General features: G+C 55.0%; 19 protein-coding genes, 1 tRNA gene and 2 rRNA genes. 10 read left to right on the forward strand and 12 right to left on the reverse strand.

What is annotated here, in order from left to right; translation table 11 throughout:
• Positions 1-26 precede the first annotated feature (26 nt).
• The 4 genes from NR302_RS19425 to NR302_RS19440 form a co-directional block, all read right to left on the reverse strand.
• Positions 27-2,933 (reverse strand): 23S ribosomal RNA (locus tag NR302_RS19425).
• Positions 2,934-3,147: 214 nt separating this feature from the next.
• Positions 3,148-3,223: transfer RNA gene (locus tag NR302_RS19430), tRNA-Glu, on the reverse strand.
• Positions 3,224-3,312: 89 nt separating this feature from the next.
• Positions 3,313-4,852, reverse strand: a 16S ribosomal RNA gene (locus NR302_RS19435).
• Together the 16S and 23S rRNA genes with 1 tRNA gene alongside form the textbook arrangement of a ribosomal RNA operon.
• 402 nt (positions 4,853-5,254) lie before the next feature.
• Positions 5,255-5,467, reverse strand: coding sequence for a hypothetical protein (locus NR302_RS19440; RefSeq protein ID WP_258145229.1), 213 nt, complete (start codon positions 5,465-5,467; stop codon positions 5,255-5,257).
• On the opposite strand from NR302_RS19440, the gene mdtD reads away from it, so the two are divergent.
• Positions 5,406-6,809 carry a multidrug transporter subunit MdtD gene (gene mdtD, locus NR302_RS19445; RefSeq protein ID WP_154156969.1) on the forward strand — a complete coding sequence of 468 codons (1,404 nt, stop codon included), beginning with the start codon at positions 5,406-5,408 and terminating at the stop codon, positions 6,807-6,809. The two genes, NR302_RS19440 and mdtD, sit on opposite strands and share 62 nt — an antisense overlap.
• Here the strand turns inward: mdtD and rbsR are convergent.
• The 7 genes from rbsR to NR302_RS19480 form a co-directional block, all read right to left on the reverse strand.
• Entirely contained in the window at positions 6,806-7,798 is a 993-nt protein-coding gene (gene rbsR, locus NR302_RS19450) for a ribose operon transcriptional repressor RbsR (RefSeq protein WP_374990633.1), read from the reverse strand. The genes mdtD and rbsR overlap by 4 nt on opposite strands.
• A 4-nt stretch (positions 7,799-7,802) precedes the next feature.
• Positions 7,803-8,732, reverse strand: coding sequence for a ribokinase (rbsK, locus tag NR302_RS19455; protein WP_258144220.1), 930 nt, complete (start codon positions 8,730-8,732; stop codon positions 7,803-7,805).
• 64 nt (positions 8,733-8,796) lie between these two features.
• The gene (gene rbsB / locus NR302_RS19460; protein ID WP_008106759.1) at positions 8,797-9,672 is read right to left on the reverse strand and encodes a ribose ABC transporter substrate-binding protein RbsB; all 876 of its coding nucleotides are present in this window, start codon (positions 9,670-9,672) and stop codon (positions 8,797-8,799) included.
• Between the two features lie 26 nt (positions 9,673-9,698).
• Complete coding sequence (gene rbsC, locus NR302_RS19465; RefSeq protein ID WP_008106756.1) at positions 9,699-10,670, reverse strand: ribose ABC transporter permease; 972 nt, start codon at positions 10,668-10,670, stop codon at positions 9,699-9,701.
• Positions 10,667-12,175, reverse strand: a complete 1,509-nt coding sequence (gene rbsA / locus NR302_RS19470) for a ribose ABC transporter ATP-binding protein RbsA (protein ID WP_258144221.1) — start codon at positions 12,173-12,175, stop codon at positions 10,667-10,669. Before rbsA ends, rbsC begins: the two co-directional genes overlap by 4 nt.
• 7 nt (positions 12,176-12,182) lie before the next feature.
• Positions 12,183-12,602 (reverse strand): D-ribose pyranase, encoded by a 420-nt coding sequence (rbsD, locus tag NR302_RS19475; RefSeq protein ID WP_008106751.1) that lies wholly within the window; start codon positions 12,600-12,602, stop codon positions 12,183-12,185.
• Positions 12,603-12,774: 172 nt separating this feature from the next.
• Entirely contained in the window at positions 12,775-13,170 is a 396-nt protein-coding gene (locus NR302_RS19480) for a YgiW/YdeI family stress tolerance OB fold protein (RefSeq protein ID WP_154156966.1), read from the reverse strand.
• Between the two features lie 180 nt (positions 13,171-13,350).
• Between NR302_RS19480 and qseB the strand changes: the two genes are divergently transcribed.
• A complete protein-coding gene (gene qseB / locus NR302_RS19485; protein WP_154156965.1) occupies positions 13,351-14,013 on the forward strand; it encodes a quorum sensing response regulator transcription factor QseB in 663 nt (220 codons plus the stop codon).
• Positions 14,010-15,341, forward strand: coding sequence for a quorum sensing histidine kinase QseC (qseC, locus tag NR302_RS19490; RefSeq protein ID WP_258144222.1), 1,332 nt, complete (start codon positions 14,010-14,012; stop codon positions 15,339-15,341). The genes qseB and qseC overlap by 4 nt, the downstream gene beginning before the upstream one ends.
• An 11-nt stretch (positions 15,342-15,352) precedes the next feature.
• Here the strand turns inward: qseC and kup are convergent, their stop codons facing one another.
• A complete protein-coding gene (kup, locus tag NR302_RS19495; RefSeq protein WP_008106742.1) occupies positions 15,353-17,221 on the reverse strand; it encodes a low affinity potassium transporter Kup in 1,869 nt (622 codons plus the stop codon).
• 297 nt (positions 17,222-17,518) lie between these two features.
• On the opposite strand from kup, the gene ravA reads away from it, so the two are divergent.
• The 7 genes from ravA to rsmG all read left to right on the forward strand — a co-directional run bounded on the left by ravA (position 17,519) and on the right by rsmG (position 26,826).
• The gene (ravA, locus tag NR302_RS19500; RefSeq protein WP_258144223.1) at positions 17,519-19,015 is read left to right on the forward strand and encodes an ATPase RavA; all 1,497 of its coding nucleotides are present in this window, start codon (positions 17,519-17,521) and stop codon (positions 19,013-19,015) included.
• Positions 19,012-20,472, forward strand: coding sequence for an ATPase RavA stimulator ViaA (gene viaA / locus NR302_RS19505; protein ID WP_258144224.1), 1,461 nt, complete (start codon positions 19,012-19,014; stop codon positions 20,470-20,472). The genes ravA and viaA overlap by 4 nt, the downstream gene beginning before the upstream one ends.
• A 67-nt stretch (positions 20,473-20,539) precedes the next feature.
• Positions 20,540-22,666 carry a 5-histidylcysteine sulfoxide synthase gene (ovoA, locus tag NR302_RS19510; protein ID WP_258144225.1) on the forward strand — a complete coding sequence of 709 codons (2,127 nt, stop codon included), beginning with the start codon at positions 20,540-20,542 and terminating at the stop codon, positions 22,664-22,666.
• 106 nt (positions 22,667-22,772) lie between these two features.
• Positions 22,773-23,234 (forward strand): transcriptional regulator AsnC, encoded by a 462-nt coding sequence (gene asnC, locus NR302_RS19515; RefSeq protein ID WP_258144226.1) that lies wholly within the window; start codon positions 22,773-22,775, stop codon positions 23,232-23,234.
• Positions 23,235-23,388: 154 nt separating this feature from the next.
• Positions 23,389-23,829, forward strand: coding sequence for an FMN-binding protein MioC (gene mioC / locus NR302_RS19520; protein ID WP_064738315.1), 441 nt, complete (start codon positions 23,389-23,391; stop codon positions 23,827-23,829).
• A gap of 442 nt (positions 23,830-24,271) precedes the next feature.
• On the forward strand, positions 24,272-26,161 hold the full coding sequence (gene mnmG / locus NR302_RS19525; RefSeq protein WP_258144227.1) for a tRNA uridine-5-carboxymethylaminomethyl(34) synthesis enzyme MnmG: 1,890 nt from the start codon (positions 24,272-24,274) through the stop codon (positions 26,159-26,161).
• A 47-nt stretch (positions 26,162-26,208) separates the two neighbouring features.
• Positions 26,209-26,826 carry a 16S rRNA (guanine(527)-N(7))-methyltransferase RsmG gene (gene rsmG, locus NR302_RS19530; protein WP_258144228.1) on the forward strand — a complete coding sequence of 206 codons (618 nt, stop codon included), beginning with the start codon at positions 26,209-26,211 and terminating at the stop codon, positions 26,824-26,826.
• The last annotated feature ends 6 nt before the right edge of the window (positions 26,827-26,832 follow it).

The raw sequence follows: 26,832 nt of genomic DNA on the forward strand, positions 1-26,832 counted from the left end.
TCAGACCAAAACGCCTCTGGCGTTGTAAGGTTAAGCCTCACGGGTCATTAGTACCGGTTAGCTCAACGCATCGCTGCGCTTACACATCCGGCCTATCAACGTCGTAGTCTTCAACGTCCCTTCAGGACTCTCAAGGAGTCAGGGAGAACTCATCTCGGGGCAAGTTTCGTGCTTAGATGCTTTCAGCACTTATCTTTTCCGCACTTAGCTACCGGGCAATGCCATTGGCATGACAACCCGAACACCAGTGGTGCGTTCACTCCGGTCCTCTCGTACTAGGAGCAACCCCCCTCAATTCTCCAGCGCCCACGGCAGATAGGGACCGAACTGTCTCACGACGTTCTAAACCCAGCTCGCGTACCACTTTAAACGGCGAACAGCCGTACCCTTGGGACCTACTTCAGCCCCAGGATGTGATGAGCCGACATCGAGGTGCCAAACACCGCCGTCGATATGAACTCTTGGGCGGTATCAGCCTGTTATCCCCGGAGTACCTTTTATCCGTTGAGCGATGGCCCTTCCATTCAGAACCACCGGATCACTATGACCTGCTTTCGCACCTGCTCGAGCCGTCACTCTCGCAGTCAAGCTGGCTTATGCCATTGCACTAACCTCCTGATGTCCGACCAGGATTAGCCAACCTTCGTGCTCCTCCGTTACTCTTTGGGAGGAGACCGCCCCAGTCAAACTACCCACCAGACACTGTCCGCAGCCCGGATTACGGGCCTACGTTAGAACATCAAACATTAAAGGGTGGTATTTCAAGGTTGGCTCCACGCAGACTGGCGTCCACGCTTCAAAGCCTCCCACCTATCCTACACATCAAGGCTCAATGTTCAGTGTCAAGCTATAGTAAAGGTTCACGGGGTCTTTCCGTCTTGCCGCGGGTACACTGCATCTTCACAGCGATTTCAATTTCACTGAGTCTCGGGTGGAGACAGCCTGGCCATCATTACGCCATTCGTGCAGGTCGGAACTTACCCGACAAGGAATTTCGCTACCTTAGGACCGTTATAGTTACGGCCGCCGTTTACCGGGGCTTCGATCAAGAGCTTCTCCTTGCGGATAACCCCATCAATTAACCTTCCGGCACCGGGCAGGCGTCACACCGTATACGTCCACTTTCGTGTTTGCACAGTGCTGTGTTTTTAATAAACAGTTGCAGCCAGCTGGTATCTTCGACTGGCTTCGGCTCGGGGAGCAAGTCCCTCTACCTACGCGCCAGCGTGCCTTCTCCCGAAGTTACGGCACCATTTTGCCTAGTTCCTTCACCCGAGTTCTCTCAAGCGCCTTGGTATTCTCTACCTGACCACCTGTGTCGGTTTGGGGTACGATTTCGTGTTACCTGGAGCTTAGAGGCTTTTCCTGGAAGCAGGGCATCAGTTACTTCACCACCGTAGTGGCTCGTCGTCACGCCTCAGCCTTAAGATATCCCGGATTTACCAAAGATATCAGCCTACACGCTTAAACCGGGACAACCGTCGCCCGGATAACCTAGCCTTCTCCGTCCCCCCTTCGCAGTAACACCAAGTGCAGGAATATTAACCTGCTTCCCATCGACTACGCTTTTCAGCCTCGCCTTAGGGGTCGACTCACCCTGCTCCGATTAACGTTGAACAGGAACCCTTGGTCTTCCGGCGAGCGGGCTTTTCACCCGCTTTATCGTTACTTATGTCAGCATTCGCACTTCTGATACCTCCAGCACCCCTCACAGGACACCTTCAACGGCTTACAGAACGCTCCCCTACCCAACAACACATAGTGTCGCTGCCGCAGCTTCGGTGCATGGTTTAGCCCCGTTACATCTTCCGCGCAGGCCGACTCGACCAGTGAGCTATTACGCTTTCTTTAAATGATGGCTGCTTCTAAGCCAACATCCTGGCTGTCTGTGCCTTCCCACATCGTTTCCCACTTAACCATGACTTTGGGACCTTAGCTGGCGGTCTGGGTTGTTTCCCTCTTCACGACGGACGTTAGCACCCGCCGTGTGTCTCCCGTGATAACATTCTTCGGTATTCGCAGTTTGCATCGGGTTGGTAAGCCGGGATGGCCCCCTAGCCGAAACAGTGCTCTACCCCCGAAGATGAGTTCACGAGGCGCTACCTAAATAGCTTTCGGGGAGAACCAGCTATCTCCCGGTTTGATTGGCCTTTCACCCCCAGCCACAAGTCATCCGCTAATTTTTCAACATTAGTCGGTTCGGTCCTCCAGTTAGTGTTACCCAACCTTCAACCTGCCCATGGCTAGATCACCGGGTTTCGGGTCTATACCCTGCAACTTAACGCCCAGTTAAGACTCGGTTTCCCTGCGGCTCCCCTATACGGTTAACCTTGCTACAGAATATAAGTCGCTGACCCATTATACAAAAGGTACGCAGTCACCCTGATAAATCAAGGCTCCCACTGCTTGTACGTACACGGTTTCAGGTTCTGTTTCACTCCCCTCGCCGGGGTTCTTTTCGCCTTTCCCTCACGGTACTGGTTCACTATCGGTCAGTCAGGAGTATTTAGCCTTGGAGGATGGTCCCCCCATATTCAGACAGGATACCACGTGTCCCGCCCTACTCTTCGAACTCACAGTATGTGCACTTTCGTGTACGGGGCTATCACCGGTATCGCGCGACTTTCCAGACGCTTCCACTAACGCACAAACTGATTCAGGTTCTGGGCTGTTCCCCGTTCGCTCGCCGCTACTGGGGGAATCTCGGTTGATTTCTTTTCCTCTGGGTACTTAGATGTTTCAGTTCCCCAGGTTCGCCTCGCAACACTATGTATTCATGTTGCGATGATGCACTGAGTGCACCGGGTTTCCCCATTCGGACATCGTCGGCTGTAGCGGTTCATATCACCTTACCGACGCTTTACGCAGATTAGCACGTCCTTCATCGCCTCTGACTGCCAGGGCATCCACCGTGTACGCTTAGTCGCTTAACCTCACAACCCACAGGCGTTTTGCAACGCTGCAGACTGTAAGCATTTGAGAGACTCGAACATGTTGTTATTCATTTCCTATTACGGAGAAATGAACCAACACGTCGTTTCAATTTTCAGCTTGTTCCGGATTATTAAAGAGCAATATCTCACACAAAGCTCGTAAGCTCAGTCTGAGATACTTCGTGGAGACACCTTTCACCTGTCACCAAGCAAGTGGCGTCCCCTAGGGGATTCGAACCCCTGTTACCGCCGTGAAAGGGCGGTGTCCTAGGCCTCTAGACGAAGGGGACACGAGTAGTGTCACGACTTCGCAGCCGTCTTGCTCATTACTTTCTATCAGACAATCTGTGTGAGCACTACGCGGGAAGGTATCTTCAGGTAAGGAGGTGATCCAACCGCAGGTTCCCCTACGGTTACCTTGTTACGACTTCACCCCAGTCATGAATCACAAAGTGGTAAGCGCCCTCCCGAAGGTTAAGCTACCTACTTCTTTTGCAACCCACTCCCATGGTGTGACGGGCGGTGTGTACAAGGCCCGGGAACGTATTCACCGTAGCATTCTGATCTACGATTACTAGCGATTCCGACTTCACGGAGTCGAGTTGCAGACTCCGATCCGGACTACGACGCACTTTATGAGGTCCGCTTGCTCTCGCGAGGTCGCTTCTCTTTGTATGCGCCATTGTAGCACGTGTGTAGCCCTACTCGTAAGGGCCATGATGACTTGACGTCATCCCCACCTTCCTCCAGTTTATCACTGGCAGTCTCCTTTGAGTTCCCGGCCGAACCGCTGGCAACAAAGGATAAGGGTTGCGCTCGTTGCGGGACTTAACCCAACATTTCACAACACGAGCTGACGACAGCCATGCAGCACCTGTCTCAGAGTTCCCGAAGGCACCAAAGCATCTCTGCTAAGTTCTCTGGATGTCAAGAGTAGGTAAGGTTCTTCGCGTTGCATCGAATTAAACCACATGCTCCACCGCTTGTGCGGGCCCCCGTCAATTCATTTGAGTTTTAACCTTGCGGCCGTACTCCCCAGGCGGTCGACTTAACGCGTTAGCTCCGGAAGCCACTCCTCAAGGGAACAACCTCCAAGTCGACATCGTTTACGGCGTGGACTACCAGGGTATCTAATCCTGTTTGCTCCCCACGCTTTCGCACCTGAGCGTCAGTCTTTGTCCAGGGGGCCGCCTTCGCCACCGGTATTCCTCCAGATCTCTACGCATTTCACCGCTACACCTGGAATTCTACCCCCCTCTACAAGACTCTAGCCTGCCAGTTTCGAATGCAGTTCCCAGGTTAAGCCCGGGGATTTCACATCCGACTTGACAGACCGCCTGCGTGCGCTTTACGCCCAGTAATTCCGATTAACGCTTGCACCCTCCGTATTACCGCGGCTGCTGGCACGGAGTTAGCCGGTGCTTCTTCTGCGGGTAACGTCAATCGGTGAAGCTATTAACTCCACCGCCTTCCTCCCCGCTGAAAGTACTTTACAACCCGAAGGCCTTCTTCATACACGCGGCATGGCTGCATCAGGCTTGCGCCCATTGTGCAATATTCCCCACTGCTGCCTCCCGTAGGAGTCTGGACCGTGTCTCAGTTCCAGTGTGGCTGGTCATCCTCTCAGACCAGCTAGGGATCGTCGCCTAGGTGAGCCATTACCCCACCTACTAGCTAATCCCATCTGGGCACATCCGATGGTGTGAGGCCCGAAGGTCCCCCACTTTGGTCTTGCGACGTTATGCGGTATTAGCTACCGTTTCCAGTAGTTATCCCCCTCCATCGGGCAGTTTCCCAGACATTACTCACCCGTCCGCCACTCGTCACCCGAGAGCAAGCTCTCTGTGCTACCGTTCGACTTGCATGTGTTAGGCCTGCCGCCAGCGTTCAATCTGAGCCATGATCAAACTCTTCAATTTAAGTTTGATTTGCTGAAACTAGTTCAGCGGTGCTCATCTGTAAAACGTCATAATGAATTTCATTATGTGTTCACTCGTGAGGCTTTGATATTTTTTACGTCCGGAGACGCTGATATCAATCCTGCGAGTGCCCACACAGATTGTCTGATAAATTGTTAAAGAGCGTTGCGAACAGCGGCTGAACCGTCTGTCGCGAGGTGGCGTATACTACGCTACTCTCCTTCGGAGTCAAACACTTTTTTCAGCGTTTTCATCCGGCGGGATGAATTTCTTCACTCCCTGCTGAGCCGTCTGCGTTGCCGCTTTGCCGTCTCAGTGGTGGCGCATTATAGGGAGTTATTCGGAGGTGACAAGGGTTAATTGCAAAAAAATGACTGAGCGCCTCTTTTTTAAACGAACGCGTTAAAAACAGACATTTCCCGGCGAAGAATCAGTCAAAATCGCCGCTTCATCGGCACAAATCAGCGCCATCACCTTAAACACCAATGCTATTCTCTTTAACCAAACGTAATTTCTTTGTCGCAGGCTGACAATTATTCGAGAAGGATTTTCAATGATTCGCTCCGCGCGCAGTATGGCCGGCTTGCCCTGGATCGCCGCCATGGCGTTTTTCATGCAAGCACTTGATGCCACCATCCTGAATACTGCGCTTCCTGCTATCGCCACCAGCCTTGAACGTTCTCCTTTAGCCATGCAATCCGCCATCATCAGTTACACGCTAACGGTGGCAATGCTGATCCCGGTGAGTGGCTGGTTGGCCGATCGTTACGGCACACGCAAAATCTTCATTCTTGCGGTATCGCTATTTACGCTCGGTTCACTGGCCTGTGCCTTGTCCGGCTCGCTGAGCATGTTAGTGGTCTCGCGCGTGGTGCAAGGGATTGGCGGAGCGATGATGATGCCCGTCGCGCGCCTGGCACTGTTACGCGCTTATCCGCGCAGTGAACTACTGCCGGTGTTGAACTTCGTTACCATGCCGGGTTTAGTGGGGCCGATTCTCGGCCCGATGCTGGGCGGATTGTTAGTGACCTACGCCAGCTGGCACTGGATATTTCTTATCAACATTCCCATCGGTATCGCCGGCATCTTTTACGCACGCAAATATATGCCGGACTTCACTACCCCAAAACGCCGCTTCGACTTTTCAGGCTTCCTGCTGTTTGGTTTGGGTCTGGTGTTGATCTCGGTCGGCATCGAACTGTTCGGCGAGCGCGTGGTATTGCCATGGCAAGCTTTGCTGGTGCTGTTTAGCGGCATTGCATTGCTTCTTCTTTATATAGTGCACGCGCGCCGCCATCCGGCACCGCTGATTAATCTGCCAATGTTTAAAACCCGCACCTTCTCGGTCGGCATCCTTGGCAACATCGCTTCGCGTCTGGGAACCGGCTGCATTCCATTCCTGATGCCGCTGATGTTGCAAGTGGGCTTTGGTTATCCCGCGCTGATTGCCGGTTGCATGATGGGACCGACAGCGATTGGCGCGCTGCTAGCCAAATCCACGGTGACGCAAGTGCTGCGCCGCTTCGGTTATCGCCATACGCTGGTTGGTATCACCATCATCATTGGCATATTGATCGCCACCTTCTCACTGCAATCGCCGGGAGGCAGCGTGGTGATGTTGCTGGCGGCACTGTTGATTCTGGGGATGGCGATGTCAACGCAGTTCACCGCGATGAACACCATTACGCTGGCGGATTTAAATGATGAGAACGCCAGCGGCGGGAACAGTGTACTGGCGGTAACGCAGCAGCTGTCGATCAGCTTTGGTGTGGCAGTGAGCGCCGCAGTGCTGCGTTTCTATCAGGATGTCGAGGCTACAACCGTCGCACAATTCCACGCCACCTTCCTGACGATGGGCGTCGTCACGGTGTTGTCAGCCTTTACCTTTATGATGTTACGTCCGGGCGATGGCCGTAATCTGATCGCCAACCGCGAGAAAAAGAAGAAAACGGCTTAGACCGAACCGCGCTCCACCAACTCCGGCGTCAGCACCAGCGTTTGCTGACTGGCGTCGGGATCGCTCATACGATGAATCAAGGTATCAATCGCCAGTTCGCCCAACTCATCTTTCGGCTGATGGATGGTGCTGAGCGGAGGCGTCAGGTAACGCGCCAGCTCGATGTTGTCATAGCCCATCACCGCAATATCCTGCGGCACACGCAATCCAGCCTGGAACAAGGCGTGATAGACGCCAACCGCCATCGCATCGTTGCTGGTGAATATCGCTTCTGGCAGCGTATCCAGCGTCAGCAATTGATTCATGGCGTTGAAGCCGCCCTGAAACTCAAAATCGCCATCAACCACATAACCCGACGGAACCGCTAATCCGCTACTCGCCATCGCTTTATGGAAACCTTCAAGACGCAAACGCGCCGGCGTTTTATCCTGCGGCCCGGCAATACAAGCAATGCGCGTATAGCCGCGATCGATAAGATGCTGAGTTGCCAGCTCGCCACCGAGCAGCGCATTATCCTGAATAATGTCGCCGCGCCCTTCAAATGGCGCCCAGTCCATCATTACCATCGGCACCGACGGATAGCGATTGAGGATCTCCGCTGAAGGCAGATGGGTTTCGGTGCACATCATTAACAAACCATCGACGCGCTTTTGCATCAGCGTCTCGAGGCTGCGATTCATGCGTTCTTCATCGCCTTCGGTATTACACAGAATCAAGCTGTAGCCGCGTTCGTAGCAGCTGTTTTCCACGCCGCGCACCACTTCGGAATAGAACGGGTTACTGCTGGCGGTCAGCAGCATGCCGATGGTGCGAGTTTGTTTGATCTTCAGGCTGCGGGCCAGCGCGGACGGCGCATAGTTAAGCTCGCGAATCGCCTGATCCACCTTTTCACGCACCTGCTCGCTGACAAAGCGATTGTTATTGATGACGTGTGAAACGGTGGAGGTAGAGACGCCCGCCAGGCGGGCGACATCTTTCATGGTAGCCAAGCGCTTAGCCCTGTTGCTGCAGGAAGGCGTCGATCTCAGTGCGCCACGGCACTGAGGGCTGCGCGCCCGGACGCGTTACCGCAATCGCGGCGGCGGCGTGGGCGAAACGTACGGCATCGTGCATTGGCACACCTTCCAGACGTGCGGTAATAAACGCACCGTTGAAGGTATCGCCTGCCGCGATAGTATCGATGGCCTGCACGCTGAAGCCCGGAATACGCACGCCGTTGCCTTGCTCACTCAGCCACACACCGCGACGACCTAGCGTAATTAACACGGTAGCAATACCTTTGGCATGCAATGCCGCAGCAGCACGCGCGGCATCTTCATCGCTCTTCACCGCAATGCCGGTGAGAATTTCTGCTTCGGTTTCATTTGGCGTGATGATGTCGATAAGCGCGAGCAGCTCATCAGAGAGCGCGGTGGCCGGAGCGGGATTCAGGATCACTTGCGTCTGCTGCGCGCGAGCAATCTTCGCGGCGGCCAGAACGCTTTCCAGCGGAGATTCCAGCTGCATCAGCAACGCATCGGCTTCGGCAATCACTTGCTGATGCTGCGCAACGCGAGCTGGCGTCAGCGCGGCATTGGCACCGGAATAGATGCCGATATTATTTTCGCCTTCGCCATTCACGAAGATCATCGCTACACCGGTCGATTCATCAGCGACGGTTTCAACGGGTGCGGTATCAATACGGTCTTGCTGCAACTGCTGACGAATGCGCTCGCCGATATCATCAGCGCCGACGCAGGCAATAAAGGCAATATCTGCACCAGCACGACCCGCAGCCACCGCCTGATTGGCCCCTTTGCCGCCAAAGGCAATTTGGTACTGTTTCCCGATCACCGTTTCGCCCGGACGTGGAAAGTGGGCGAGGTTAAGGATGTGATCGGCATTGATGCTGCCGAGAACGGCCAGTTTTGCGCTTGTGGTCATTGGGATTCATCCAGAAAGATGCGCCACCAGGACGGTGGCGCGTTGCCCTGCTTTTCTTTACTTATTATTTGGTAACCAGCTTCAGGTCAACCGGATTAACCGCCTGCACCTTCTCGCCTTTCAATACTTTATCGGCCGTCTGCACGCCAATCACACCAATCTTGTCTGGCATCTGAGCCACAGTGGCGGTCAGTTTACCTGATTCGACAGCTTTCACACCGTCAGCGGTGCCGTCAAAGCCCACCACCAGCACGTCGGTTTTCCCGGCAGTTTGCAGCGCACGCAGCGCGCCCAGCGCCATTTCATCGTTCTGAGCGAAGACGGCCTGCACATCCGGATGTCCCTGCAACAGGTTCTGCATTACGTTCAGACCTTTAGTACGGTCGAAGTCAGCAGGCTGGCTCGCCAGGATGTTGAATTTGTGCGCATCAGCCGCTTGTTTAAAGCCTTCGCCACGCTCGCGCGCCGCAGACGTACCGGCAATGCCTTGCAGTTCAATAATTTTCGCGCCATCACCCAGTTTTTTGGCGATGAAGTCACCGGCCATTTTGCCGCCGAAACGGTTGTCAGAAGCCACGTGGCTCACTACGGTGCCCTGTGCTGCCACGCGGTCCAGCGTGATCACCGGAATATTCGCCTGGTTTGCCATCTTAACGGCGTTACCCACCGCATCAGAATCGGTTGGGTTGATCAGCAGCAGCTTGGTGCCGCGCACCGTCAGATCCTGCACGTTCGCCAGCTCTTTCGCCGGGTTGTTCTGCGAATCCAGCACCACGAGGTTATAACCCAGTTGGTCAGCTTCTTTCTGTGCGCCATCTTTCAGAGACACAAAGAACGGATTATTCAGGGTTGAAACCACCAGAGCAATGGTGTCCTTTGCCATCGCGCCAGCACTGAGGGTGGCGCCAAGAATGACGGCCAATGCAGTTAACTTTTTCATTTTTAAATCCTGTGTGAAGGTCAGAGTTATTTACTGCTTTTGTTATCCACCAGCACCGCTAGCAGAATTACGACGGCTTTAACAATCATTTGGTAGTAAGACGATACGCCCATCAGATTCAGGCCGTTGTTCAGGAAACCGAGGATCAACGCACCAATCAGCGTGCCCATGATGCGACCTTTGCCGCCCGCCAGGCTGGTACCGCCTAGCACTACCGCCGCGATCGCATCCAGTTCATAACCGGTGCCCGCGGTAGGTTGTGCGGAAGAGAGACGCGCCACTTCGATGGTGCCCGCCAGTGCCGCCAGCAGGCCGCACAGCGAATAAACGATGATTTTGACGCGATTAACGTTGATGCCCGACAAGCGAGTCGCCGCTTCGTTGCCACCCAACGCATAGATGTAACGGCCAAGGCGCGTGTGATGCAGCATGTACCACGCCAGCCCAAACACCGCGACCATCAGCCACACCGGCGTTGGGATGCCAAGCGGACGACCGATACCGAACCAGCCAAACAGATCGGCGTTATCGTTGAAGCCGGTATTGATCGGGCTGCCGTTGGTGTAAACCATGGTGACGCCGCGCAGCAGCAACATCATCACCAGCGTGGCGATAAAAGCCTGTACCTTGCCGCGCGCCACAATCACGCCGGTAATACCGCCAATTGCCGCTCCCAGCGCCAGCGAAGCCGCAACGGCCACCAGCGCATTGACTTCTAATCCGACAATCGATGCCGCCACCGCGCCGGTTAGCGCCAGCAGCGAGCCCACTGAAAGATCAATACCTGAAGTCAGAATCACCAGCGTCATGCCGACCGCCATAATGGCGTTGACCGACGTCTGCTGCAGAATGTTGAACATGTTGGCCAGCGTGAAGAAGTTCGGGCTCTGGCTGGCAACCACGGCGATCAGCACGATCAATGCAATTAGTGATTTCTGCTCCAGCAGCCAGGCTTTGCTGAACCAGCGACGGCTGGCGGGTAAGGTTTGGGTGCTCATACAACTAACTCCTCGCTGTGTTGCTTACCGACTGCCGCCGCCATCAGGGATTCCTGGGTAGCTTGCTCACGGGAAAATTCGCCACTCAGATGGCCTTCATGCATCACCACGATGCGGTCGCTCATGCCCAGAACTTCCGGCATTTCCGACGACACCAAAATGATGCTTAGCCCTTCGGCTTTAAACTGGTTAATTAACTGATAAATTTCTTTCTTTGCCCCGACATCGACGCCGCGCGTTGGCTCATCAAGAATCAACACATCAGGGCGCGTCATCAGGCCGCGCGCAATCGCCACTTTTTGCTGATTACCGCCGGACAGCAGGCCAATCGGCTGCTCCATTGAAGGGGTTTTGACGTTGAACAGGCGGATAAAATCGCCCACTGCCAGCTGCTCGTCGCTGTGTCTCAGGTTGCCTGCGCCGGTGCTGAAATAGCGCAGCGCGGTTAGCGACATGTTCTCTTTCACCGACATGCCCAATACCAAACCATCGCGCTTACGATCTTCGGAGATATAAACGATGCCGTTCGCCAATCCTTCTTGGGGGGAGCGAGTGGTGATTTCGCGGCCATTCAGCGTGACTTTACCTTTGCTGCGCGGCAGCGCGCCGTACAGCACTTTCATCAGTTCGGTACGTCCCGCGCCCATCAAGCCCGACACGCCAAGTATTTCCCCTTTGCGCAGCGTAAAGCTGACATCATCAACACCCGGACCGCTGAGGTTTTCGACTTTTAAACGGATCTCACCCGGCTGTTGATCGATACGTGGATATTGATCTTCCAGCTTGCGGCCGACCATCATCTCGATCAGGCTCTCTTCGCTGAGATCGCTCACCGCGCGCTCGGCAATAAACTGCCCATCACGGAACACCGTGACGTCATCGCAAATCTCGAAGATCTCTTTCATGCGGTGCGATATATAGACGATGCCGCAGCCCTGCGCTTTCAGTTCGTTGATGACGCGGAACAGCGACAGCGTTTCGGTATCGGTCAGCGCATCGGTCGGTTCATCCATAATGATGACTTTCGACTCGAAGCTGAGCACTTTGGCGATCTCGACCATCTGCTGATCGCCAATCGACAAATCGCCCACCAGCTTGTGGCTGTTGAAGCGCAGATTGAGGCGCTTTAATAGCGCATCCGCCTCGGCGTACATCTTTTTCCATTCGATGCGGCCAAAGCGGTTAACAAATTCGCGGCCAAGGAAGATATTCTCGGCGACGGTCAATTGCGGAATCAGGTTAAGTTCCTGATGGATAATGCCAATACCCGCTTCCTGCGACGCTTTCGGGCCAGAGAACGCCACATCCTTACCGAGCCACTGCATAGAACCGGCATCCATGCTGTATATGCCGGTCAGCACTTTCATCATGGTGGATTTGCCCGCGCCGTTTTCGCCCACCAGCGCCATTGCGCGTCCCGCATAAACGGCGAGCGATGCGCCATTCAGCGCTTTAACGCCAGGAAACGACTTTTCAATCCCTTTGAGTTGCAATAACGGTTGCATAGCGGCCTCAGAAGGTCACGCCGGCGCTCAGGATGACATTCGCATACGGAGAACACTCTCCGCTGCGAATGACCGCCTGACTACGCTGCGTTTGTTGTTTGAATTGTTCATGGCTGGTGTAACGGATGGTGATGACATTTCCCTGGTGCTGTTGCAAGGCTTCGAGCACGGCGAGCAGTGCGCTATGGAGCTGCGGATTGTGCTGCTTAATCTCCTCCGCCATCAGGGCGCTTTCGACCTGCATCTCCTGCGTGACAACCTCAACCACCTGTAAAAATTCGGGCGTACCCGGCGTTAACGCCAGATCGATGCGCTGTGGACCAGCCGGAATCGGCAAGCCTGCATCGGCAATCGTCAGCGTATCGGTGTGCCCCAGGCGAGCAATCACATGAGAGACTTCAGCGTTTAACAAGCGACCTTTTTTCATTTATTCCACTCCACAGCGAAACGTTTCGCTGATCGGGAGTGTATAAAATGCGCATGGCAACTCAATGACGGCATCACGGAAATGTGATCGCCATCGAAACGTTTCGCTTGTGCCAGAGAGAATTTGAGTTTGGTGGGATGTTGGAGCCGCTGCTGCGGCCCCGAAGCAGTGATTAAGGCAGTTTACGTACCTGTTTCACGTCCAGTTCGATGGAGTTGAAATCTTTATCCAGTTCACCGGTCAGTTCTACCTGATCCTTCGGCGTGATGATCAAACCGTTCCAGCGTTTATGATCGATCTCGACCTTCATGGTGCCGGTGGCATCACGGAACAGATAATCCTCATCACCGATTTGCTTTTCAAGCGTACCGCGCACGGTGATCCAGCTATCGTCCTTCATCTCTTCGGCCTGTTTCACCGTGACAACGCTGGTGTTATCGGCTTTGAAACCACCGGACTTCACCTGCGCGGATGGCGCATTCGGGTCAACAAATCCACCTTGCTGAGCGGCAAGAACCGGCGTGGCGGCCAGAGCGATGATAGCTAACAGGGCTGCAGATTTTTTCATATTTCACCTCTTTTCCATGAATGTGTCGGTTTACGGCAGCTATTTCACCATAAGGTTCTTAACAGGATCTTAAGAGAATCTGTTGGGCTAACATTCATGAAAAATAGTCTATTTGCCGGGATTTTCGCTGTACAAGAGCGATTGTGCTTCGTATAACTCCGCTTAACAGAAGGAGAGTTGATGCGCATTTTACTGATTGAAGATGACACGCTGATTGGCGACGGGTTGAAAGTCGGGTTGACCAAACTCGGTTTCAGCGTGGATTGGTTTGTCTCCGGCGAAGCCGGGTTTCAGGCGTTGACGGCCGCGCCCTGGGACGCGGTGGTGCTGGATCTATCGCTGCCAGAACGCGATGGTCTGGATATCCTGCGTCAGTGGCGCCAGCAAGGACAGGATGTACCGGTGCTGATTCTCACCGCGCGCGATGCGCTCGATCAGCGCGTACAAGGATTGCAGCTCGGTGCCGACGATTACCTGTGCAAGCCGTTTGCGCTGACAGAAGTGGCGGCACGCTTGCAGGCGCTGATCCGTCGCCGTCACGGCCAACTGCAGCCGGAACTCAAACACGGCAAAGTGGTTATGGCGCCCGGCAGCCACAGCGTGCTGTGCGATGGCGAAGCCATCAGCCTGAAGAGCCGCGAACTAGCGCTACTGGAACTGTTTCTGCGCAATCCCGGCCGTGTGCTGACGCGCAGTCAGCTGGAAGAAAAGCTCTACAGCTGGGATGAAGATGTCTCCAGCAATGCGGTTGAAGTGCACATTCATCATCTGCGCAAGAAACTCGGCAGCCAGTTTATTCGTACCGTACACGGCGTCGGTTATACGCTGGGAGCGGCGGAATGAGTCTGTTTCTGCGCCTCGCCATCGGCTTTGTACTGCTGATTCTGCTGTGCGGCGGCCTGGCCAGCCTCAGCGCCTGGCACCAAACCCGCGATACGGTAGACGAGCTGTTTGATACTCAGCAAATGCTGTTCGCCAAACGCCTGATTACGCTCGATCCCACCTCGCTGCAGGACGAAAAACTGCCTAAAACCAAGTCGATCCTGCGTCATCATCGTGGCGATCAGGATGACGATGCGCTGGCGTTTGCCATCTTCAGCGCTGACGGCCAGCCGCTGCTCAATGACGGCGAAAATGGACGTGATTTACAGTTTGATTACCAACGTGATGGCTTTACCGATGGCCGCCTGCGCGGCGATAAAGAGAGCTGGCGCTTGGTGTGGCTCACCTCAGCGGATAAGCGTTATCGCGTGGTGGTTGGGCAAGAGTGGGAATACCGCGAAGATATGACGCGCGATCTGGCGCTCAGTAGCCTGCTGCCATGGTTGATCACCATGCCTTTTATGCTGCTGTTGCTGCTGGCGCTGGTGTGGTTCGAGCTGCGCCCGTTGAAACGGCTTACGCTTTCACTGCACCAGCGTGCGCCGGATGATGCCACGCCATTACCTGAAACGCGTTTGCCTAAAGAGGTGAAGCCGCTGGTGGTGGCGCTCAACGGTTTGTTCAGCCGTATGGCGCATCTGGTGCAGCGCGAACGTCGCTTTACCTCCGATGCCGCCCATGAACTGCGCAGCCCGTTGGCGGCGCTGCGCGTGCAGAGCGAAGTGATTCAGCTGGCCGATGATGATGAAGCGATGCGTAAACGGGCGATTCAGCAGCTGGACAGCGGCATTGTGCGCGCCACGCGTCTGGTGGATCAGCTTTTAACGCTGTCACGCGTGGAAGCTGACGATCTGCGCAGCGAGTTTCAGCCGGTGGCGCTGGCGCCGCTGCTGCAAAACCTGCTGGCGGAGCACTTCCCGCAGGCGGAACAACAAAACACCGCTTTGCAGTTCACCAGCCACGCCGAACCGGTGATGAACGGTCATCCGCTATTGCTGGGATTGATGGTGCGGAACCTGCTGGATAACGCGCTGCGCTATTCGCCGTCGGGCAGCACTATTGATGTACAGCTCAATGCGCGCGCCATTACCGTTGATGATAACGGGCCAGGCGTTAGCGATGAGCAGTTGGCAAGGTTGGGTGAACGCTTCTGGCGACCGCCGGGACAGGCACAAACCGGCAGCGGATTGGGGCTTTCAATCGTGAAGAATATTGCCCAGCTGCACGGCATCCGCTTGCAGTTCAGCCAGCGCGCCAGCGGAGGATTGCGCGTCACCTTGAGTTGGTGACGCGCGCAGCGTTAAATCTCGACCTGGGTTCCCAACTCGATCACGCGGTTCGGTGGGATTTCAAACTGATCCGGCGCGCGCAGCGCATTGCGTTGCAGCGCGAGGAACAGCTTGCCGCGCAGGCGCAGATACCACGGACGATCGCCGATAATCAGCGATTCATGCGACATAAAGAAGGAGGTTTCCATCATGCGGCAGTTTAGGCCTTCAAGGCCGCAGCGGTGGAAGATCTCTTCGACGTTTGGCGTTTCGCGCCAGCCGTAACTCGCCACCACGCGCCAGAAGGTCGGCGATAACTGTTCAATGGTCACACGACGCACATTGTGCACGTAAGGCGCATCTTCCGTACGCAGCGTCAGCAGCACCACACGCTCATGCAACACTTTGTTGTGCTTGAGGTTATGCAGCATGGCAAACGGAATCACGTTCAGCGCCCGCGACATATACACTGCGGTGCCCGGCACGCGTACCGGCGGCGATTTCTCCAGCGACGCAATCATCGCTTCGAGGGAATTGCCGTGCTCATGCATACGACGCAGCAGGCGGAAACGCTCGCTTTTCCAGGTGGTCATGATGATGAACATCATCAACGCCAGCGTCAGCGGCAGCCAACCACCGGAGAACACCTTGATCAGGTTCGCGGAGAACAGCGACACGTCGATGATCAACATGGCAATCAGAATCAACACCACCAGATAGCGGTTCCAGTGCCAGTTTTGAATCGCCACGGTTGAACAGAGAATGGCGGTCAGCACCATGGTGCCGGTTACCGCGATGCCGTAAGCCGCCGCCAGATTGCTGGAGTGCTCGAAGCCGACAATCACAATCACCACCGAGAAATAGAGCAGCCAGTTAATCACTGGAATATAGATCTGCCCGGACTCCTCTTCTGAGGTGTGCACAATGCGCATCGGCGGCAAATAGCCGAGACGCACCGCCTGACGCGTTAATGAGAACACGCCGGAAATCACCGCCTGCGACGCAATCACCGTGGCTAAGGTCGCCAGAATCAACATTGGGATCAGCATCCAATCCGGCGCGAGCAGGAAGAACGGGTTTTTGATCGCTTCGGGATGTTTGAGCAGCAGCGCGCCCTGACCAAAGTAGTTGAGCACCAGCGAAGGCAGCACCACGATGAACCAGGCGAGACGAATCGGGAATTTACCGAAGTGGCCCATATCGGCATACAGCGCTTCTACGCCGGTAATCGCCAGCACCACCGCGCCCAGCGCGAAGAAGGAAACGGTTTTATATTGGATGAAGAAGTGCACCGCCCAATACGGGTTCATCGCATGCAGGACGTCAGGATTGTCGATAATGCTGCGCGCGCCCAGTACCGCCAGCACCAAAAACCACAGCAGCATTACTGGCGCGAACAGCTTGCCGACGATACCGGTGCCGTGTTTTTGGATAACAAACAGTAAAGTCAGCACTGCAATCGCCAACGGCACGATGTAGGCATCAAGACTTGGCGCGGCAATTTCCAGACCTTCAATCGCCGATAACACCGAAACCGCCGGCGTAATCACCACTTCCCCGTAGAAGAAGCTGCCGCCAATCAGTCCCATGATCACCAGAATTGCCGTAGCTCTGGCACCGGTATGGCGTCCGGCCAGCGACATCAGCGTTAAAATCCCGCCTTCACCGGCGTTATCCGCGCGCATCACGTAGCTGATGTACTTCAGCGACACCACCAGAATCAGCAGCCAGAAGATCAGCGACAGGAAGCCAAATACCGCTTCGCGCTCTACGCCAAATCCAAACTGACCAGAGAGACATTCACGCAATGTATAGAGCGGGCTGGTACCAATATCGCCATACACCACGCCAATTGCCGCCAGCGTGACTGCCCCAAGGGACTGTTTCTTATCCGAGCTCATAAGTTGTCTTTTGTTGGAGCCGGAGGCACTTGCCTTCCGCTCAAGCCATCAAAAAGCGCACAGTATGCACATATTCCCAAAAAAACCTACTCTTACAAAGTGTCACCATCGCGTTGGTGACGCGGTTTTTCGCCGAAAATAGCGCCAAAAAACCGTTGGAAGCGGCGAGTTCTCTCGCATCAACCTTCTGAAACAAAAAAGCTGACGGCTATCAACGCAATCGCGCATGATAATCAGTAGAGTATTGCGCTCGCCAGAATATGACGGCACCAGGATCAAAAGGATAATGATGTGATTATGGCTCAACCCCATCTTTTGGCAGAAAGAATTTCTCGCCTGAGCAACGCTCTGGAAAAAGGGCTGTATGAACGCCATCATGCGATCCGCCTCTGTTTGCTGGCAGCCTTAAGTGGCGAAAGCGTGTTTCTGCTCGGGCCACCGGGCATCGCCAAGAGTCTGATTGCCCGCCGATTAAAATACGCCTTCCAGCACGCCCGCGCTTTTGAATACCTGATGACCCGTTTTTCCACCCCTGAAGAGGTGTTTGGTCCGCTGTCGATTCAGGCCCTGAAAGATGAAGGGCGTTATCAGCGTCTGACCAAAGGCTATTTGCCGGATGCAGAAATTGTCTTCCTCGACGAAATCTGGAAAGCCGGCCCGGCGATTCTGAATACCTTGCTGACCGCCATCAACGAACGCCGTTTCCGTAATGGCGACAGCGAAGAAAAAATTCCGATGCGCTTGCTGGTTACCGCTTCCAACGAACTGCCGGAAGCCGATAGCGGACTGGAAGCGCTTTATGACCGCATGTTGATTCGTCTGTGGCTGGATAACGTGCATGAGAAGCAGAACTTCCGCAGCATGCTCACCCACCAGCAGGATGAAAACGACAATCCGGTGGCGGAATCGCTGCGCATCAGCGATGAAGAGTATGAACAGTGGCAGAAAGGCATCAGCCAGGTCAGTTTGCCGGATCACGTGTTTGAACTGATCTATCAGCTACGTCAGCAGTTAGAAACGCTGCCGGACGCGCCGTACATTTCCGATCGTCGCTGGAAGAAAGCCATTCATCTGTTGCAGGCCAGCGCCTTTTATAGCGGTCGCGTGACTATCGCGCCCATCGACTTAGTACTGCTGAAAGATTGCCTGTGGCATGACGTGGCATCGATGAAACTGCTGGATCGCGAAATCGATACGCTGATGTCGCAACATGCGTGGCAGCAACAGGCGCTGTTGCACAAGCTGCAGCAGATCAAAGGCCGCCGTCTGGCGCTGCAACAGCAGCAAAGCGTGGCGCAAGCGCTGACGCTGGAGAAACACAGCGGTATGTTCAGCCGCAAACCGCATTACGAATTACCCGCCGCCATTACCGATGAGCAGTTGACGCTGATGCTGCAACAGCCGTTAATGCTGCACGACATGCAGGTAACGCACATTCTGATTGGCCGTGAAGCACTGGATCAGTGGCTGCTGAAGGGCGGTGAAATTCGCGGCAAGCTGAACGGCATCGGCTTTGGTCAAACGCTGGATATGCTGGTGGATACGCATCATTGTCTGACGCTGCGCGATGTTAGCCTGCAATCCACGCGTCTGACGCTGCCGGGCGCCAGCAGCAGCAGCGAGATGCCGCAGGAGATCGCCGATGAATATGACGCGCTGGAAACCCAGTTGCGCGCGCAGCGCACGCTGTTCAGCCAGCATCAGCGCTGCCTGTTCATTAGCGATGACTGGCTGGCACGCATTGAAACCAGCCTGCAGGATGTCGCGGAACAGCTGAAACAGGCGAGAAAATGATCTCACTGGAGACGCTGAGTGCGCTGCTGTCGATTGGCGAAACCGAGTTAATCGAAGAGTTGATTATCGCGCTGCTCGCCTCGCCACAGCTGGCGCTGTTCTTTGAGAAGTTTCCCCGCCTGAAGCAAGCCATGATGCGCGATCTGCCACGCTGGCGATCGGAGATCGCCGAGCAGATCAAAGTCACGCCGGTGCCAGAAGCGCTGGCGCAGGAGTTTCAGCTGTTTCAGCAGATGCAGCTGCTCAGCACGCAACATTTCACCCAGCAGTTACCCAACATCATGACGCAGCTGAAAAGCCTGCCGTCGCCGTTCATCGAAGAAGCCAGCAAACTGCTGTTGAATGCCGAAAGCGACCAGCTCAGCAACGCGCAACACACGCTGTTCCTGCAACGCTGGCGTCTCAGCCTGACGCTGCAAACGCTGACGCTGAATGAAACTATTCTCGAAGAGCAGCGCGAACGCTTGATGGCCGAGCTGCAACAGCGCATGGCGATCAGCGGTCAGCTGGCGCCAATCCTTACCGATGATGATGAAGCCGCCGCCGGACGCCTGTGGGATTTGAGTAAAGCGCCGCTGCAGCACGGCGATTACGAACTGATCGTGCAATACGGCGATTTCCTCGCCCAGCAGCCGGAGCTGATGAAGCTGGCGCAGCAGCTGGGTCGCAGCCGCGAAGCCAAATCGGTGCCATCGCAGGATGCGCCGCTGGAGGAGTTTCACCAGCTGGTACGCGAACCGGATAACGTGCCGGAAGAGGTCAGCGGCATTCATCAAAGCGATGATGTGCTGCGTCTGTTACCGCCTGAATTGGCGGCATTGAGCATCAGCGAGTTAGAGCTGGAATTTTATCGGCGCTTAGTCGAAAAACGCTTGCTGACTTATCGTCTGCAGGGCGATGCGTGGCATGAAAAAGTCACTATGAGTCCGGTCAGCCACCAGCAGCATGAAGAGCAACCGCGCGGCCCGTTTATCGTCTGCGTTGATACGTCCGGTTCGATGGGCGGTTTCAACGAACGCTGCGCCAAAGCCTTTTGCCTGGCGCTGCTGAAAGTGGCGCTGGCGGATAAGCGCCGCTGCTACATCATGCTGTTCGCTCATGAAGTGATCGGTTATGAACTCACCGCCGACAACGGCATTGAGCAGGCGCTCCGTTTCCTCAGCCAGCGTTTTCGCGGCGGCACCGATCTCGCTGCCTGCCTTGCGGCGGTGGTGAAACGCATGGAAGGCAGCGCCTGGCAGGAAGCGGATGCGGTGATCGTCTCTGACTTTATTGCCCAGCGTTTGCCAGATGACATCGTCAGCACCATCAAGCAGCGTCAGCGCCAACATCAACAGCGCTTCCATGCGGTGGCGATGTCGCTGCATGGCAAACCGGGCATCCTGCGCATCTTCGATCACATCTGGCGCTTCGATACCGGCCTGAAAAGCCGTCTGCTGCGCCGCTGGCAGCGCTAATTCATCTGACGGAAATGCTAATTTGCTATATTGATAAGTTCGAGCACATAGCAAACTGGAGCACCTTGTGACAACCGCCCAACTTCCCACACCGACCCGCACGCTGAAACTTTCCGGCCAAAACTCCGAACAAAAACGGGCCGAGCTGCTGGCGTACTTCACCCAAACCTGGGAACTATATGAAAGCCTGTTTGATTGCCTGACGGACGAGCGCGCCTGGTTTAACAAAGCCATTTCGCTGCGCCATCCGCTGATCTTCTATTTTGGTCACACCGCGACCTTCTACATTAATAAGCTGATGGCAGGCCGCTATCTTGATCAACGCGTTGACGATCGCATCGAAGCGATGATGGCGATCGGCGTGGATGAGATGAGTTGGGACGATCTCAACGACAGCCATTACGACTGGCCGAGCATCGCAGAAGTGCGCGACTATCGTGGCAAAGTGAAAAGCCTGGTGAGTGAGTTTATTCGCACCCTGCCGCTGGAACTGCCAATCGGCTGGGACAGCCCGGCGTGGGTGGTTTTGATGGGCATTGAGCACGAGCGTATTCATCTGGAAACCTCCAGCGTGCTGATGCGCCAGCTGCCGATTGAATGGGTCAAGCCGCAGCCGCACTGGCCGGTTTGTCCGCAGGCGCGTCACGATCGTCAATCGGTGCCGGAGAATTCTCTGATCGCGATGCCTGGCGGCCGCGTGCAGCAGGGCAAAACCGACGATACCTATGGCTGGGATAACGAATACGGCAGTCAGCAGACCGAACTTAAACCGTTCAAGGCCAGCAAAATGCTGGTCAGCAATGCCGAGTTTTATCGCTTCATTGCTGCGGACGGTTATAACCATCGACGCTGGTGGGATGACGAAGGTTGGGGCTGGCGTGAATTCTCCGGTGCACAGATGCCGACGTTCTGGGTCGGTGACCAAAAGCTGCCCGATCAGCTAAAACTGCGCGTGCTGGCCGAAGAAGTGGCGATGCCGTGGGATTGGCCAGCGGAAGTGAACCAACTGGAAGCCGCCGCGTTCTGTCGCTGGCTGGCCGAAGAGACCGGTAAATCTGTTCAGCTTCCCTGCGAGGCCGAATGGGCGCAGCTGCGTGAGCAGGTTGGCGGCGATCAGCCGGATTGGACTGAAGCGCCGGGCAATATCAATCTGGCATATTGGGCTTCCTCCAGCCCGGTCGACCGTTTCACGCAGGGTGAGTTTTACGACATCGTTGGCAATGTTTGGCAGTGGACCACGACGCCAACCAACGGTTTCGAAGGCTTTAAAGTGCATCCGCTGTACGACGACTTCTCCACGCCGACCTTTGATGGCAAACATGCGCTGATCAAAGGTGGCAGCTGGATTTCCACCGGCAACGAAGCGCTGAAATCTGCGCGCTACGCTTTCCGTCGTCACTTCTTCCAGCACGCCGGTTTCCGCTATGTGGTTTCTTCCCATGAAGAGAGCATGGCGCTCAATCCTTATGAAACTGACAGCATGGTGTCGCAGTATCTCGATTTCCAATACGGGCCGAGCTACTACAACGTGCCTAACTACGCGGCGGCGCTGGTGGAAAAACTGCTGCCGCACTGCACTGCGCGCGGTCAGGCGCTGGACATCGGTTGCGCTACCGGGCGTGCCAGCTTTGAACTGGCGCGACACTTCGACGCAGTAACCGGCATGGATTACTCGGCGCGCTTTATTGATGTTGCGCTGCAGCTGACCTCCGGTGAGGATTTCCGCTATGTAGTGCCAGAAGAAGGCGAGCTGGTGGAGTATCGTCAGGTGCGGCTGAAAGAGTTTGGTCTGGAAGCAGAACAGGCGCAGCGCATTCAATTTGTGCAGGGCGATGCCTGTAACCTGAAGCCGCAGCCGGATCGTTACGATCTGGTGCTGGCCTCTAACCTGATTGATCGTCTGCGTCAGCCAAAGCGCTTCCTGCAGGATATTACCCCGATGATCCGCGCCGGCGGTTTGCTGGTGCTGTCATCACCGTATACCTGGCTGGAAGATTTCACGCCAAAAGAGAACTGGCTGGGCGGTGTGCGCGAAAATGGCGAAGCGCTGACCACCTATCAGGCGCTGCAGCGTCTGTTGCGTGATGCCTTCGATGAAGTGGCACCGCCGCAGGATGTGCCATTTGTCATCCGCGAAACGGCGCGCAAATTCCAGCACACGCAGGCGCAAGTGACCTTCTGGCGTAAGCGCTAAAAAGCACGCAGACAACGGCCTGCCTGTTGTCTGCACCTTGCCTGCACCGCTAATTTGCTGCACATTCTCCTCTATTCATAGAAGAAGAACTTAACGAGGATGGACAATGGCGGATCACCTTCAGCTGGATAACCTGGATCGCGGCATTCTCAATGCGCTGCTGCAAAATGCGCGCACCGCCTATGCCGAGCTCGCCAAACAGTTCAACGTCAGCCCCGGCACTATTCATGTGCGAGTGGAGAAGATGCGTCAGGCGGGCATTATTTTGGGCACGCGCGTGGAGATCGATCCGCGTCAGCTCGGCTTCGATGTGTGCTGCTTTATCGGCATTATCCTCAAAAGCGCGCGCGATTATCCGGCGGCGCTGAGCAAACTCGACGCGCTGGATGAAGTGGTGGAAGCCTGGTATACCACCGGCCACTACAGCATCTTTATCAAAGTGATGTGCCGATCGATCGATGCCTTGCAACAGGTATTGATCAACAAGATCCAGACCATCGACGAAATCCAATCCACAGAAACCCTGATCTCACTGCAAAACCCGATCATGCGCACCATTAAGCCGTGATCCCTCTCTAAGCTGTGCACAAACTTATCCCCGGCAGATCGCGCGTATGGCGCGACTTGTCGCCTGATGCTTTCATCTATCAACCCTGTTTTCCACAGGTGGATCACGGCTTGATCACAGCGTACAATGCTCGCCTTTAGTGCGGGAGAGCATCATGGCCGATATTACGTTAATCAGTGGAAGTACCCTTGGCAGCGCCGAATATGTTGCTGAACATCTGGAAGAAAAACTGCAGGAAGCGGGCTTCTCAACCGAGGTGCTGCATGGCCCAGAGCTGGATGAGCTGCAACCGGAAGGCATCTGGCTGATCGTTACCTCCACGCACGGTGCCGGTGAACTGCCTGATAATTTGCTTCCTTTATATGAAGCACTGCAAGAGACAAAACCGGACCTCTCGGGCTTACGTTATGGTGCAGTAGGCATCGGAAACCATGAATACGATCTTTTCTGCGGCGCGATCAAGCTGCTGGAAGAGCAATTGAACCAGTTGGGCGCCAAACGCATTGGCGATCGCCTGGAGATCGACGTGCTGGAGCATGAGATCCCGGAAGACGCGGCTGAAGTGTGGGTCGCCACATGGAAAACGCAGATTTAAAACGATCTTCGATGGCTGGGGATCGGGAAAATAGAATGATCCCCAGTTGATTGCGCTGTTTTTTCACTTTAAACACGCGATCGACTGTGGATAACATGGCCTGTTTCATGCGTATAACCAGTAGTTATCCAAAGAACAACTGCTGTTTCTTTTTTAGGCTGTGCATAAGTGGCTATTTTGATCCCAGCTTATACGGATCAGGATCACCGATCATTCACAGCTAATGATCCTCTCTAATCTGCTGTTAAGCCTGCGCTTTTCGGGGTTATCAACAGCAAGGTGCGATCCTAATAGTAGATCTAACAGAGAGATCATATAAAAGACTTAAGATCCTTTCTTTTAAACCTCAGGATCCCGCGACTTTCGCCGCCGACATTATTTCAGTAGAATCCACCGCCCAGGGCAACGATCCCTGTCCGAAACATTAACGAGGACCCACTTCATGTTTTATCCAGATCCTTTTGACGTCATCGTAATCGGTGGTGGTCATGCGGGCACAGAGGCCGCGATGGCCGCAGCCCGAATGGGTCAGCAAACCCTGTTACTCACCCATAACATTGATACGCTTGGACAAATGTCCTGTAACCCCGCGATCGGTGGCATCGGGAAAGGACATCTGGTGAAGGAAGTGGATGCCTTAGGCGGTTTGATGGCCACGGCAATTGACCAGGCAGGTATCCAGTTTAGGATACTAAACGCGAGCAAAGGCCCCGCCGTTCGTGCTACTCGTGCTCAGGCTGACCGTGTACTGTATCGCCAGGCGGTACGCACTGCGCTGGAGAATCAGCCGAACCTGATGATCTTCCAGCAGGCGGTTGACGATCTGATTGTGGAAAACGATCGTGTCGTTGGTGCGGTAACGCAAATGGGCTTGAAGTTCCGCGCCAAAACCGTGGTACTGACCGTCGGGACCTTCCTCGATGGCAAAATTCACATTGGCCTGGATAACTACAGCGGTGGCCGTGCAGGCGATCCGCCATCAATCCCATTGGCAAAACGCCTGCGTGCACTGCCGCTGCGCGTAAACCGTCTGAAAACCGGTACGCCGCCACGTATCGACGCACGCTCGATTGATTTTTCGGTGCTGACACCGCAGCACGGTGATAATCCGATGCCGGTGTTCTCGTTCATGGGTAAAGTTTCGCAGCATCCACAACAAGTGCCGTGCTGGATCACCTACACCAACGAACAAACGCATGACGTGATCCGCAATAACCTCGATCGCAGCCCGATGTATGCCGGGATCATCGAAGGTATTGGTCCACGTTACTGTCCGTCGATCGAAGACAAAGTGATGCGCTTTGCCGATCGTAACGCGCACCAGATCTTCCTGGAGCCGGAAGGCCTGACCAGCAACGAGATCTACCCGAATGGTATCTCCACCAGCCTGCCGTTTGACGTACAGATGCAGATCGTACGTTCGATGAAAGGATTGAAAAACGCGAAGATCATCCGTCCAGGTTATGCCATCGAGTATGATTTCTTCGATCCACGCGATCTTAAACCGACGCTGGAGAGCAAATTTATCCACGGCCTGTTCTTTGCCGGCCAGATCAACGGCACCACCGGCTACGAAGAAGCGGCAGCGCAAGGTTTGCTGGCTGGTCTGAACGCAGCACGCGCTTCCGCCGACAAAGAGGGCTGGGCGCCACGCCGCGATCAAGCTTATCTCGGTGTGCTGGTCGACGATCTTTGCACACTGGGCACGAAAGAGCCGTATCGCATGTTTACATCGCGCGCGGAGTATCGCTTGATGCTGCGTGAAGATAACGCCGACCTGCGTTTGACCGAAGCCGGTCGCGAACTCGGTCTGGTTGATGATGCCCGCTGGGCGCGCTACAACCAGAAACTGGAAGCGATTGAGCAGGAGCGTCAACGTCTGCGCGATCTGTGGGTGCATCCGAAATCGGATAACGTGGCTGAAGTGAACGCGGTAATCAGCGCGCCGCTTACCAAAGAAGCCAGCGGTGAAGATCTGCTGCGTCGTCCAGAGATGACCTATCCGCTGCTGACGTCACTCGCCAGCTACGGTCCGGCACTGCCTGATGAACAAGCCGCTGAGCAGGTGGAGATTCAGGTGAAATACGAAGGGTACATTGCGCGTCAGCAGGAAGAGATTGATCGCCAGCTGCGTAATGAAAACACCTTGTTGCCTGTTGAGCTCGACTATCGTCAGGTGAATGGCTTGTCGAATGAAGTGATCGCCAAACTCAACGATCACAAACCGACGTCCATCGGCCAGGCTTCGCGTATTTCGGGTATCACGCCTGCGGCAATCTCAATTCTGCTGATTTACCTGAAAAAACAGGGCCTGCTGCGTAAAAGCGCCTGATAGACTTTGGGGCGAGGCAACTCGCCCCCGTTAATGGAATTCTCGTCGTGATCAACAAACTCTCCTCGCTGCTGAATGCGGCAAACATTTCCCTTATCGATCAACAAAAACAGCAGTTGGTTGGCTATGTTGAGTTGCTGCATAAGTGGAATAAGGCCTATAACCTGACATCGGTGCGCGACCCGCAGCAGATGCTGGTGCGCCATATTCTCGACAGCGTGGTGGTTGAGCCACATTTGCAGGGCGAACGCTTTATTGATGTGGGCACCGGTCCGGGCTTACCGGGTATTCCGCTGGCCATTGTGCGGCCGCAATCGCATTTCACCTTGCTGGATAGCCTTGGCAAACGCGTGCGTTTCCTGCGTCAGGTACAACATGAGTTAGGACTTACTAACGTCACGCCAGTGCAGAGCCGCGTTGAAGAGTTCCCGTCTGAGCCGCCATTCGATGGTGTTATCAGCCGTGCATTTGCTTCACTGGAAGATATGCTGAACTGGTGTCATCACCTGCCGAGCCCTGAAGGTCGATTTTATGCCCTGAAAGGCGTGCGTCCGGATGATGAGATTTCTGCATTACCGGCGGGCTTTACGGTAGAGAAAATTCAACCGCTGCAGGTACCCGAACTGGATGGTGAACGTCATCTGGTGGTGATTACCCGCCAATAGCCTTTT

Origin of the sequence: Pantoea sp. SOD02 (genome assembly GCF_024707505.1) — a bacterium.
Lineage (GTDB): Bacteria > Pseudomonadota > Gammaproteobacteria > Enterobacterales > Enterobacteriaceae > Pantoea > Pantoea symbiotica.

What these genes read in the sequence shown, in the direction of transcription:
- mdtD (WP_154156969.1), top strand. Translation starts at nt 5,406, where the DNA reads ATGATTCGCTCCGCGCGCAGTATGGCCGGCTTGCCCTGGATCGCCGCC.
- NR302_RS19440 (WP_258145229.1), bottom strand. Translation starts at nt 5,467, where the DNA reads ATGAAAAACGCCATGGCGGCGATCCAGGGCAAGCCGGCCATACTGCGC.
- rbsK (WP_258144220.1), bottom strand. Translation starts at nt 8,732, where the DNA reads ATGACCACAAGCGCAAAACTGGCCGTTCTCGGCAGCATCAATGCCGAT.
- rbsB (WP_008106759.1), bottom strand. Translation starts at nt 9,672, where the DNA reads ATGAAAAAGTTAACTGCATTGGCCGTCATTCTTGGCGCCACCCTCAGT.
- rbsC (WP_008106756.1), bottom strand. Translation starts at nt 10,670, where the DNA reads ATGAGCACCCAAACCTTACCCGCCAGCCGTCGCTGGTTCAGCAAAGCC.
- rbsA (WP_258144221.1), bottom strand. Translation starts at nt 12,175, where the DNA reads ATGCAACCGTTATTGCAACTCAAAGGGATTGAAAAGTCGTTTCCTGGC.
- rbsD (WP_008106751.1), bottom strand. Translation starts at nt 12,602, where the DNA reads ATGAAAAAAGGTCGCTTGTTAAACGCTGAAGTCTCTCATGTGATTGCT.
- NR302_RS19480 (WP_154156966.1), bottom strand. Translation starts at nt 13,170, where the DNA reads ATGAAAAAATCTGCAGCCCTGTTAGCTATCATCGCTCTGGCCGCCACG.
- qseB (WP_154156965.1), top strand. Translation starts at nt 13,351, where the DNA reads ATGCGCATTTTACTGATTGAAGATGACACGCTGATTGGCGACGGGTTG.
- qseC (WP_258144222.1), top strand. Translation starts at nt 14,010, where the DNA reads ATGAGTCTGTTTCTGCGCCTCGCCATCGGCTTTGTACTGCTGATTCTG.
- kup (WP_008106742.1), bottom strand. Translation starts at nt 17,221, where the DNA reads ATGAGCTCGGATAAGAAACAGTCCCTTGGGGCAGTCACGCTGGCGGCA.
- ravA (WP_258144223.1), top strand. Translation starts at nt 17,519, where the DNA reads ATGGCTCAACCCCATCTTTTGGCAGAAAGAATTTCTCGCCTGAGCAAC.
- viaA (WP_258144224.1), top strand. Translation starts at nt 19,012, where the DNA reads ATGATCTCACTGGAGACGCTGAGTGCGCTGCTGTCGATTGGCGAAACC.
- asnC (WP_258144226.1), top strand. Translation starts at nt 22,773, where the DNA reads ATGGCGGATCACCTTCAGCTGGATAACCTGGATCGCGGCATTCTCAAT.
- mioC (WP_064738315.1), top strand. Translation starts at nt 23,389, where the DNA reads ATGGCCGATATTACGTTAATCAGTGGAAGTACCCTTGGCAGCGCCGAA.
- mnmG (WP_258144227.1), top strand. Translation starts at nt 24,272, where the DNA reads ATGTTTTATCCAGATCCTTTTGACGTCATCGTAATCGGTGGTGGTCAT.